The sequence below is a fragment of the Novosphingobium sp. PhB55 genome (assembly GCF_004368805.1).
Lineage (GTDB): Bacteria > Pseudomonadota > Alphaproteobacteria > Sphingomonadales > Sphingomonadaceae > Novosphingobium.
Genome location: NZ_SODQ01000004.1, coordinates 524,795 through 536,072 on the forward strand (window position 1 = coordinate 524,795; position 11,278 = coordinate 536,072).

Genomic DNA, 11,278 nt, shown 5'->3' on the forward strand with positions numbered 1-11,278 from the left:
TATGATGAATCTGACGATTGTCGGTGGGCCAGAGAACGCACTTTTTTATAATATATATAGTTTTGAAAAAGACTTATTTTACAATCCGATCGGACCGGAATTACGGCCGAAACCTCGCAACCCACTTAAGGGGGTTGCCTAAGCGGAGTCGGGGGGTGGAAGAGGTAGAGGGTTTTGGGGGAGTCAGAATCAATGTCATCGGCGGTTTCAGCACACTGCCGGCTGAGCGGCTGTCATCTTCCAGCAAACGTATACTCGCTTATCTTGCCATCAAATGCCGCACGGTGTCGCGCGCCCATATGGCCGCGGAAATGTGGCCGGAGCTTCCCGATGAGGCAGGCCGCGCGAATTTGCGTCGGGCCTTGTGGCATGTCCCGCGAAGCTGGATTCAAGCCTGCAACGACGACGTCGCACTCGATGCGGCAACAGATCTCAGTGCGGCGAATTTGGCAGTAAACCGCGCGCTCAGCGGCGGCGCGCTATCGATCGAGGAGATTAGGCTCCTTTCCGAGGACATCTTGCCGGGTTGGCATGAGGACTGGACGATCGGAGTTCAGGATTCCTTTCGCCTGCTGCGGGTCCAAGCGCTCGAGGCTGCTTGCCGAACGATGGTGGCGAGCGGAATGTCCACGATTGCCTCACAGGCAGGAGCCGCTGCACTCGCTGCCGAACCACTCTGCGAATCTGCCGCAGAGGCGCTCATCGATGCATTCCTGGCGCAGCATAATCGTTTTCTGGCCGTGCGATGTTTCCGTGAGCTTGAAAAGCGTTTGGGAAGCGAACTGGGGGTCGCGCCAGATCCCAAGTTGCGGGCTCGTCTCGCCGACTTGGCACTCTAGTCATCTCCATCTTCGGTCTTTTGCGGAGCTGACCATCGCAAGGCTTGCCGGCGACTGGACGCTGGACGGACGTAATCGGGACGCATTTGAAGAACCATCGCGATGGGGACGGGGACGTCTCTTCGACATTTGCGGTTCGGCGCGTGGACACAAGGTGGAGCGCGGAGAGACGATCTGGGACGGTCGATGCTGTTTAATCGCATAGCCCTTCAGCCGATGGAGCTGCGCGATGTCAGATGCCCATGATGTAGTCGGAACTCGCTGGACGTCCGGTGAGACCCTGGAAAGCCCGTTCGCCGAGGTGTTTTCCGAACCGGAAGCGCCCAGCACGCCGACTGCCGGCTGGAATACGGAAAGCTCTCCGTTCGCCGAATCCTGGGAAGATCACTTCGCTGGAGACGACACCGCCCAGCGCGTTGCCGAAGCCCTGGCCGAACTTCGGGATGAAAATTTCGACGAATCCCTTGCTGCGCTGGCCGACGATCTGGAGCGCGACATATCCGAGCGCTTCGCCGGCGAGGACGGTGCCTACGGACCCGAGCGACAACGATACGGTGAGGCCCGGTTGTCTGAAGTGCGATACGAGGCGGAACGCTATCTCGATTCCCTGAGCGAAGGGCTCGCCGGGATGGATCTTGGCGCGCTTGGTGAAGACACTCTTGCGGAATTGCTTGATCGCTTCGACCCGCAGTCGACCGAACTCGGTCCTGTCGGGGAGGAGTTCATCGGCTCCCTTATCCGCAAGGCCAAAAATGTCGTCGGCAAAGTCGTCAGCGTCGCCAAGAAAGTCGGCTCACTTGCAAGTCCTCTGCTCGCACCGGTGCTCAACAAGCTCAAGCGCCTGATCAATCCCCTCTTGAAGCGTGTGCTGTCCTTCGCCGTCGGTAGGCTGCCTGCGCCTTTAAGACCCGCCGCGCGCCAGCTTGCCAGCAAGATCAAGCTCGAGGCGAGTGAGGAAGAGGACGAGAGCGACGGGGTTTCGCCAACCAATCTTGCAGATCCCCAAACTCTGGCTGCGGAGTTCGACGTTGCGCTGGCCGAAGCGATCGTCTCGCCAGGCGCCGAAAGTTTCGAAAACGAAGAGAGCGAGGATCATGAAGGCGAGTATGAGGAAGGCCGTCTCATCGAACTGGCCCGTGCAAGAGGTGCACTGATCGACCGATTGGCGGAGGCGCGCGATGGCGAGGACCTGACGCCGGCAGTTGAACAGTTCGTGCCGGCGCTCCTTGGCGCGGTTCGCCTCGGGATCAATCTGGTCGGCAGGCCCAAGGTGGTTGGTTTTCTGGCTGGCTATCTCGGTAAGGTTATCCGCCGCTGGGTTTCGCCGGAAATGGCAAAGGCGCTTTCTAATGCCATTGTTGACACGGGTCTCAAGCTGATGACGCTCGAGGCTGAGGATGGCACCGCTGGCGAAAGCGAAAGCCGTGCGGCCCCTGTCGCGCTCGCTGCGGTGATCGAGGATACCGTTCGCCGTCTCGCCGAGCACGAGGAGTTTGTTTTCGAGAGCGAAGAACTGTTGCAGCTTGCGACGGCGGAGGCGTTCGGTGAGGCGATCGCGACGCATTTCCCTCAAGACCTGGTGCGGGTCGACTTACAGCGCGCGCCGTCGCTCGGTGGAACATTCGTGGCGCGCCGCCCCCGGCATACGCGTACCTACCGCAAATACAGCCGCGTGCCCGACGTCGATCTGACGGCACAGATCGCCGACTCCATCCCTACCTTTGGCGGCAGCACCCTGGGAGAAGTCTTGCGTGCTTCGGGTACCGCTTTTCCCATGAAGGCGCGGATGCATATCTACCAGGCCGCGCCGGGCACGAGCCTTGCTGCAATAGGACGTTTCGATCGGGCAGCCCGCGGTGGCAAGGCTAGCTTTCATCCGCTGACTGCGGCGGCCGCCGGGATGCTGCTGCGCGAGCCGCGTCTCGGCGGCGCTGTTCCTTCGCGCTTCATGCGCTCGCCGGGTCGGATAGCGGCCGGTCAGCGCGTCTATGTGCTGCAGCCCGTAGGCGCTCCCCTGACAACTCGGGCGAGACCAACAAAAGCCCATATTCGATCCGACTACTTGAAGGGTCTCATTACGATCAGCCTGTTCTTTTCGGAAGCCGAGGCGCAGCAGATCGTCCAATCGATCCGCAAAGGCGAAGGGGCGGCGCCGCTGCTGCGCGCGCTCGTGGCGGCAAGCAGTCAGATCGGGCTGCGACTTCCCGCCAAAGCTGTTCGCCGCGAAGACAATGAGGATCAGGAAGATCACGAGGACTTCGCCCCCCACCTTGGGAAATTGATGCCCACCGCAATCCGCCACAAGATCAGGCGCCGACTGGCGGCCTGGATTCTGCCGGCACTGGGACAATGGGCCAGGACGGGCGGCGAGAGCTTTGCACGCGCGGCAGGTCATCCCGATGAGGGTGTTACCGTTCGCGTGCATGTGCAGGCCCCGTTTCTCAAGGAAATCGGGAAGCTCGCTCAGAGCGGTGGGCTTGGCGCCGTTGCCAAGCTGCTCAAAGGCGTCCGCACCAAACCGGCGATCGACATCAGCGTCAACCCTGGGACCAAAAGGTCATGAACGCTGCAATTCCAATCGACCATCACATCCTCGTCGAGGACCTGGAGCGCCAACTGGCGCACTGGCTTGCGGCTGCGCGGACGTTTCGTGACGCCGAGGAATTTGCCTCTCTCGATGCCTGGCGATCGGTCGAACGCAGCGTGGGCATTCCGCTGCGCCAACAACTGCACGAAATTGTCCAGGACCTTATCCGCCACGGCGAGGCCTGCTTCAAGATGATCGGGGCGGCGCGGAGCGATCCCGCGCGGGTGCCGGAAGTACAATCGAAATTGCAGGATTTCCGGCACCGATACGTGCAGGTCGACACGACACTCGATTTCTTCGGCGACGCAGTCAATACGCGTACCAGCCCAAAACTGCGCTCCGCGCTTTCGGAACTGGATCGGCTGGCGGCGGAGAGCATGTCGGCAGTGCTGACTGCCGCAGGCAAGTCGGTTCCGCCCGTTCTGGTCTACCAGGACAAAGGCACCGGAGCGTCGATCCTACGAGCCGGAATCCGTCTTTGGGTGCCTGGTGCAGTCATGCCGGTCGCTGCGATAAAGATTGTCCGGCACAACCTCTATCGTCCTACGTCCCTGTTCCATGAAAGCGGCCACCAGGTTGCGCATTTGACGGGCTGGGTGCCGAAGATGCGCGCCGCGATTGCAGAGGCACTTGCCGGGGATGCAGAGCTGCAGCACATGTGGGTGCCGTGGAGCTCCGAGATCGCTGCGGATGTCTTTGCTTTTCTTCACACGGGCTATGCGTCGGTAGCGGCTCTCTACGACGTCGTCGGCGACGCGCGCACGATCCTTCGCTGGCCGGTGGGCGATCCGCACCCGATCGGCTGGCTGCGCACCGCGCTCGGCTGTGCGATGTCCGCCGAAGCATTCGGCCAGACCGGGCCATGGTCGACGCTGATGCGGGCCATGCGCGTTCATCACCCGCTCTCGCGTGCCGACGAATCGTTGCGGCCGCTGCTGGCGCGTTCGCTCGGTGCCATCGGCAAGATTGCCCGTGCATGCCTGGCAGCCCCGATCCCGGTTTTGTCCGGACGGCCGATGACGAGCGTGCTCGATCCGGCGCGCGTCAGTCCCGATGCGCTTGCCGAACTCGAGCGTACGGCCGGTCCCGCGCTGTGGAGCTCACCTCACTGGCGGCGTTCGGATGGCATCCGCATCCTCGCACTCGCCGGGCTGCGCGAAGCAGAAAAACCATCGAGTGCCGAACACTGGATCAGCCGGGCCCGCGCTTGGCTGACTGCCGAACCTGCTACCGGAATTGCAAACGCAAGGAGTTGAGACATGCAAGCACCCCGAAAGTCCAGGACCGGCGGGCGCGGCAGCGATCCGGGCGAGGCGGAACAAGGCGCGCCGAGCGAGGAAGCGTTGGTCGACGCGCTGATTATAGACACCATGAACCGGCGCGATGCCCACTTGCAAAGAGAGATCGAAAGCCTGCGCGGACTCGTCGAGCAAGTGGCGGGCACCGCCGTTCTTCAGCGCGTGATCGAAAACGGCATCGGCGACGTCTTCGACCGCCTTGGAGACCTTACCGGCCGGCCCAAACCGGCCAGTGATGCAAGCAACATGCTGCTTGCGAAGATAGAGCGCGAACTCAGCCGTCCGCCCAACACCGACCTGTTCCGCGCGACCCACCCAACCTTTCCGCCCAGTTCCCTAGAGCAGAGGAGGAGCCGCTCATGATCCCGCAGCTGGTGGAGCGTATCCACACCGACCCATCCTTCTCGGCGCTGCCGCTCGATTCCGTGCGCACCGCAGTTCTGACGGCCGATCCACTCGATCTGGTGCTTCATTTCGAGCAGGTCTGGACAGCATGGGATACGTCCGTCCTGTTCCCGACATTCCCACCGTCGGCTCGGCGCAATCTGGCGGCACAGGGCCAGTTTGGCATTTTCGCTCCGCCTGCCGGCGATCAGGCCTGGGACCACCTGGGCTACAGTTTCGCGCTCGAGAATAGTCGCGCAGTGCAAATTCTGAAACGGGTCGTGCGAGAGTACCGCTCGGGCGAGGCACTGGGTATCCCGAGCCGGGAAACGCTTCGCTGGCTCGATGTCACCGAGGCGCTGCTGTTCGGGGCGGAAAATCCCTTTGCCGCCTGGCTTTCGACCGCGCCGGCATCGAGCGATGGCGAAAGCGCGCGCCGAAGGGCCTACTGGCGGTTGTTCGGTCTCGATCTGGCATTTGGCGCCGACGACAATCGCCCGCCGGTCTTCGATCGCGCCACTGCCGCGAACACGGGCTTTGTGGGGCTGTTCGAGGAGCTTCTGTTCGAACTGTGGCAGGCGATCACCAATCTCAAGAACTTCTCGGGCGTCAATGCGTCGGACGATGATCGCATATTCCGGCTGACCGAAGCGCTGATGTACATGCTTCGCGCCCGCCGCAAAGGGGAGGGCGAAGGCAGCTTGCTGGCGCGGGAGGAACTCGCAGCCGCCACGGTGCTCGGATGGGTGGATCTCACCTTCAGCTTCGATTCGCCCGTGATACTCGATACGGCGGCGCAATCGACCAGCGCGGCAGGACGGTTGACCAATCTGGGCGCCAAAGTCGGACTTGCCGCGCACAGCAAGTCGACAGCGCTGTTCGAGATGGCCGAAAGCATGTCGAAGGTCATGCGCGTTATCGAATCCGGCGTGATCGTGGACCCCACGTTGTCCTACATTCTCTATCGCGATCAGCCGGTGGGACCAACGACAGTCTACGGGACCCAGGCGCGCCGCGTGATCACGGAGTGGAGTGCGGCCACGGGCAAGGATCTGAAGGCGCGCGCGCGGGCTGTTACGACGGCCCCGGTGCGGAAATTGGTTGGCGCCTCCTGAATTCGGCGCCCCACAGTGGAGGTGGGCGATGAGCAAGGTCATGCACGATTACGATCCGATCGGCCTCGAGCTGCCATTCGCGCCGGTCCCTGCGGGCAACCGGCAAGCTGGCGAGAACATCTTCTCCGGGCAGGAGGCGGGGCCTTACAATTTCGATGAAGCACTTTTGGAGAATGAAACCGGCACGCCCCATTCGTTCAACAATTGCTCCGCGCAAGAAAGGACTCTGCTGACCGATGCAGCCGAGCGCTCGTTGACTTCCCTGCGCCACGCCGCCTCGTTCGTTGGCAGTGCCTATGGCAGGCCCGACCGCATGTCGCCGGCAACGCGGCAACTCCTCCTCGATCATTTCCATACGGTCCGTCGAGATGACCTGCGCAAGATACTGACGAACCTTATGCGTATCGCCAAGGCATTCGTCGGGGGCATACGCTTCAACGCGGCCCGCGCATGCAAGGCGGATGCCAATGGCATGGTATGCGGCTTCGCGTACGACACGCAGCTGTTCGGGGGGCGAGGCTACGTCAACGTGTGCTTCGACGCACGAACGAACCATTGCAACTTCCCCATGCGATCAAGCGATGCGCAGGAGCAGATTGTCATTCACGAGGTGGCGCATCGGTACGTCGGAATAGGCGATCAGGCCTATCATCACGAGGCCGCTTATGCTCGCCTCTTGCCGGCCAAAGCGCTCGACAATGCCGATAGCTATGCCTTCTTCGCGACCGAGGCGCGGGCGACATTGTCGGAGGCTCCGGAAATTTTCGAAAGCGCCTGGCACCCGGCGGGTGGCACGTCGACCGAATGGACCGAGGCAGCGCTCGGGGAGCAAGAGCCATTCATCGCTCCAAAGAATGAGAACGAAACCGAGGAACTCGATTGGCTGGACTTCAAGGGCGTCAGGGACGAACAATTCGCCGATGAGTTCGGCAGCCTGGCTGCCGATGAGAGCGAATGGGAAGAGGAGCGCGCTGGCCCCTGCCACTGCGGCTCACGACATGCGACCGAATTGATGGGTGAGGAATCTAGCGACCCCGAGTTGTTCGAGACATTGGAGCTGACTGACCACGAAGGCAGCGGCGTGACCGATCGATTGCGTGACGCTGCCGCATTCCTTCTCGGTCCCGTATTGCGCCATGGCGATCAGGGGGAGGGCGTCAACGCGCTTCAGCGCGCACTTCGCTCGTTAGGCCATCCTATTGACGTTGACGGTCGCTTCGGCCAGCAAACCGAAGCTGCCGTGCGGCGATTTCAAACGACCGCCAGGCTTACCCCCGACGGGATGGTCGGACCTCAGACCAAAGCGGCGATCGCCGCGGCGCTTGGCGGCAGCATCCCAAACGGTCCAGTGCCGGTACCACCTGGCCCGTCGCCAGTGCCACCGACCCCCCAGGATTCGTCGACGATCGATGACTTTTCGCGCGCGCTCGCGACGGAATGGAGCCGGAGTAGCGGGGGCCGTGTCGATGCGGAGACCAAACGACTTGCGTTGATTGCAGACCATGCTGCCACTCTTGAAGGCGCGCGAGCACGGTACGGGGGCAAGGTAACCGAATCTGCGGTCACTCAGGCGTGGAAGATCAGCAGGGATCAACAGATGCGCTTCGAGACACGGGGCTCGAGCGGGATTGCTGCGCTCGGACCCTTCGCGCCTCCGGCGGCCATGGTGGCCCTTGCGGCCGATCCCGCGATTGGCGGCAGCAATCTAGCGCCCGTTGCGCCTGCTACTTCGCGCTTCGTTGCCGAGTTGAAGAGGCGAATACCGCGCGTATCGGTTTCGACCTATCGCCGCCACGGCAGCCAGGGCTTCGTTGACCGGGGCTATTCGGTGGACTTGTTCATTCCCGGTCGCGACGGCCGGGGCTTCTACCGGGCGGACGACGCTCTAGCCCTGCTGCGCGCTGTAGACGTCGCCGCCAAGGCAGCGGGTGCGAACTGGCGGGCGATCTACAATGACTTTGGCGTCGCTGATACGATCAACCGGGAGTTTGGTCGGCGGCATGTCATTTTTGTCGGTAGCCCTTCAAGGAGCAAAGGGCGGGGCACCAACCTTAACTGGCATGGGCCGAATCCGCTGATCCTTCATGTCCACATCGACCTTGCGGTTGCGGCCGGGATCGATTCAGAGTGGGAAAACGATACCGAATTCGAGAGCGCCGGCGAAGGACTGATCGAACCGAGCTGGCACGCGCACGAAAGCATGAGTGGCGCTTTCGAGAGCGCCTTGCTCCCGGCCTTCCGGACGATGATCGACAACGAGTCCGCCGGCAATTCGGCCGTAGGCGATCGCCTAAAGGGAACGGCCGAGTTCCTTCTTGGCGCGCCATTGCGCCCAGGCAGTGCCGGACCGGCAGTGGCGGCACTTCAACGCGCGCTGGTGAAGCTTGGCCACGACTTGGCCATAGACGGTGCCTTTGGGCCAAATACAGATCGAGCGGTGCGCAGTTTCCAGGAGCGCGCGAGGTTGACGGTGGATGGCATCGTCGGACCTGCGACCAAGGCGGCACTGGCAAAAGCCTTGGGAGAAAGCCCGCAACCACTTCCGCTTCCTCCGTCGTCCACACCGGGGCCGGTGCCGTCAAATGTGGGGACTTACAAGCTCTCGCCCCAGCAGTTCGTCACCATGTTTGCGCCCGCCGCCTGTGCCTCGGAGGCAATTCACCGCGTGCCTTCGCTCGTGACGCTGGGCCAGGCAGCGCTGGAATCAGGATGGGCCGAACGGGCGCCCCGGTATAATTTCTTCGGTATCAAGGCTCATGCGTCGGATCCCGAAGAGACCCGTCAATTGCTCCGGACCGTGGAATATCTTCCCCATCGCAACGCGGTGTTTCCGGAAGTGATTTCCATCACCGAGCTTCCGAACGGCCAGTTCAAATACATCGTGCGCGATTGGTTCCGGGCATATTCCAGCGCCGAAGCCTCGTTCGATGACCACGGCCGCCTCCTCTCAACGGCAAAGCGCTACGCCGGCGCTTTCGAACATCTCAACGATCCGTTCGCATTTGTTGCAGAGGTGGCCCGGGCTGGCTACGCGACCGGCCCGAGTTACACTTCGACGGTTCATGCCGTCATGCGAATGATAGAGAAAATCGGAATTTCCTGATTTTTCAATATGCCAACAATGCCTCCGGCCTGATCAAGCGCTCTCCGGAGTTGTGGCAGTTCGCGCTCTAATGGCAGCAACGCTTTGAATGGGTTTATCCAGTCCAAACCCATTGTCGCGACGCAGGCTGCCGTGGTCTCGGGCGTTTCAGTGTTATGGACGCGCACACTGTGCTCGGTAACGGCAACACTCGTTTCTTCGCTCGCCATGCGGACGATGAAGCGGGTGCCGAGCGCCGTAACCGTCCCGTCTCCCAGGGCGACGACGAAAGGTTCGCCGGCGGCCGGGGCGACAGTGAAAGCAGCTTCTCCCCGCAGCAGACGGACCTGCCGCCCAGCGTCATAGTCGATGGGGATGGCGCTGTCGGTATTGAGAAATGCCTGGGACCCGTCCGGCAGGGTGACATTGCGCTGCTCACCCACGCCGGTGACGGCATCTGCGCGCAAGCACGTAAAGACCGTGCCGGATTGGGCGAACACGGCCATCAAGAGGCACGCCGCCAACGCTGTTCGTCCCAGAGACTTTCGCCCCCGTCGATGGTGCGTGGCGGCAGGCTTTTGCTTCACAGCGCGGATACCGCCTGTTGTACTCGGGCGTATCTTCGGCAGCGGCGCCGGACCATCCGTCGCAGGCGCCGGCAGCATGGTCGAAGCATCGGTTGCCGTCCAGATGCGTTCCATCTCGGCGTAGGCCTGCGCGTGCCGGGAATCCTGGTTCAGCCAGACGGAAAGGTCTTCCTCATCCTTTCCGGTCATCGCCCCGGCCGCGCGCTCTCCAAACAGGCGTGCAGCATCTGCCCGGATGGCGGGAGTGATGATCGATTCCGCCGGAGGCGTGGGATCCATCGGCGATGTCACTTTTCTGCCCCCCGGTCTGCATTGTGCCCATTGTCTGACGGATTGTCCTTGCGATCCGAAACCGGGGGTATCCAGTTTTCGTCTTCCATCCGCGCATGGCAATGCACCATCGCCTGCGCGACGTAACGCCCGACCATCTGCCGACTGATGCCGAGTTTCTCAGCCACGTCTCCCGTCGGGATACCTTCGACCCTGTGCATCCGAACGATCTCCTGGGAGCGAGGCGATAGCTCGGACAAGGCGGCGGTAAGGCGGGCGAGGGCTTCTCGATCCAGCAGGACGGTCTCGGCCGAAGGCGCAGGGAGGGGCGCTTGCGCCAGAATGTCTTCTTCCGAGGAAAAGCGGCTCGCCCGGCTTTTGGCCGACCGGAAGGCGGCTGCCGCTACATTGTGCGCCACGCGGTAGAGAAACGCGCGCTTGTTGGCGATCGGGGGGTGATCGTCGTCCGCCCGGATCTTCAGATAAAGCGCTTGGGCAACATCTTTCGCTTCGCCACTGCCGATCAGGGATCGCAGATATCTCAGCAGTGCCGAGCGCTCTGCGACCAGCAGGCGAAACAGGGAAACGGAATTGGAGCGCACTCGCGAAGCCAAATGCTAATGACAATCATGCGCAATAATAGATGTTGCTACCCGCGACCGCGAAGCGCGCTCTTCGTTTCACCGAACCCTTCGAAATGATCCCTCCCTGCCGCCCCATGCCGCGGTCATGAGTCCGCCAATGAGGGAGACGTGTTCAAGCACGATGTAGAACTCCTGCGTCTGCAGCGGGTCGTCGATCGTCCAGAACGGGTGCGCGATCGGGATTGTCAGAGCCAGGAAAACGCCCAGCATGCCGGCGCCAAGCCAGGTCCAGCGGTCGCTCAGGACAAGCAGGGACCCGCCCAGCTGCACGGCGGTCACGGCGAAGGCGAATGCTTCAGCGGGCAGGAGGCCCACGGCACGCATTTCCGCCACTTTCGCCGGGAAATCGAACAGGCCGGCAAGGCCGGCACTCCAGAACACGAAAGTCAGGACAAGCCGTGCGAAAAGGCCGAACCAGCGTTTCTGCACCAGCGCAGTGATTGCATGAGGCATACGAATTTCTTTCAGTAGG

Annotated in this window: 9 protein-coding genes; 6 read left to right on the top strand and 3 right to left on the bottom strand. The window is 62.1% G+C overall.

Annotation, left to right across the window (positions count from 1 at the left end):
• The first annotated feature begins 155 nt into the window (after positions 1 to 155).
• The 6 genes from EDF57_RS12465 (at position 156) to EDF57_RS25785 (ending at position 9,326) form a co-directional block, all read left to right on the top strand.
• Positions 156 to 839, top strand: a complete 684-nt coding sequence (locus EDF57_RS12465; RefSeq protein WP_132266427.1) for a BTAD domain-containing putative transcriptional regulator — start codon at positions 156 to 158, stop codon at positions 837 to 839.
• 229 nt (positions 840 to 1,068) lie between these two features.
• The gene (locus tag EDF57_RS12470) at positions 1,069 to 3,402 is read left to right on the top strand and encodes a hypothetical protein (protein ID WP_134094499.1); all 2,334 of its coding nucleotides are present in this window, start codon (positions 1,069 to 1,071) and stop codon (positions 3,400 to 3,402) included.
• The gene (locus EDF57_RS12475) at positions 3,399 to 4,682 is read left to right on the top strand and encodes a hypothetical protein (RefSeq protein WP_134094500.1); all 1,284 of its coding nucleotides are present in this window, start codon (positions 3,399 to 3,401) and stop codon (positions 4,680 to 4,682) included. The genes EDF57_RS12470 and EDF57_RS12475 overlap by 4 nt, the downstream gene beginning before the upstream one ends.
• A 3-nt stretch (positions 4,683 to 4,685) precedes the next feature.
• Entirely contained in the window at positions 4,686 to 5,087 is a 402-nt protein-coding gene (locus tag EDF57_RS12480) for a hypothetical protein (RefSeq protein WP_134094501.1), read from the top strand.
• Positions 5,084 to 6,223 (top strand): hypothetical protein, encoded by a 1,140-nt coding sequence (locus tag EDF57_RS12485; RefSeq protein ID WP_132266415.1) that lies wholly within the window; start codon positions 5,084 to 5,086, stop codon positions 6,221 to 6,223. Before EDF57_RS12480 ends, EDF57_RS12485 begins: the two co-directional genes overlap by 4 nt.
• A 28-nt stretch (positions 6,224 to 6,251) precedes the next feature.
• Entirely contained in the window at positions 6,252 to 9,326 is a 3,075-nt protein-coding gene (locus EDF57_RS25785) for a peptidoglycan-binding protein (protein WP_134094502.1), read from the top strand.
• Here EDF57_RS25785 and EDF57_RS12495 read toward each other — a convergent pair.
• From EDF57_RS12495 to EDF57_RS12505, 3 genes are all read right to left on the bottom strand, one after another.
• A complete protein-coding gene (locus EDF57_RS12495) occupies positions 9,284 to 10,171 on the bottom strand; it encodes a FecR domain-containing protein (protein WP_134094503.1) in 888 nt (295 codons plus the stop codon). The two genes, EDF57_RS25785 and EDF57_RS12495, sit on opposite strands and share 43 nt — an antisense overlap.
• An 8-nt stretch (positions 10,172 to 10,179) precedes the next feature.
• On the bottom strand, positions 10,180 to 10,764 hold the full coding sequence (locus EDF57_RS12500; RefSeq protein WP_166675264.1) for an RNA polymerase sigma factor: 585 nt from the start codon (positions 10,762 to 10,764) through the stop codon (positions 10,180 to 10,182).
• 78 nt (positions 10,765 to 10,842) lie between these two features.
• Positions 10,843 to 11,259, bottom strand: coding sequence for a DoxX family protein (locus tag EDF57_RS12505; RefSeq protein WP_134094505.1), 417 nt, complete (start codon positions 11,257 to 11,259; stop codon positions 10,843 to 10,845).
• Positions 11,260 to 11,278 lie beyond the last annotated feature (19 nt).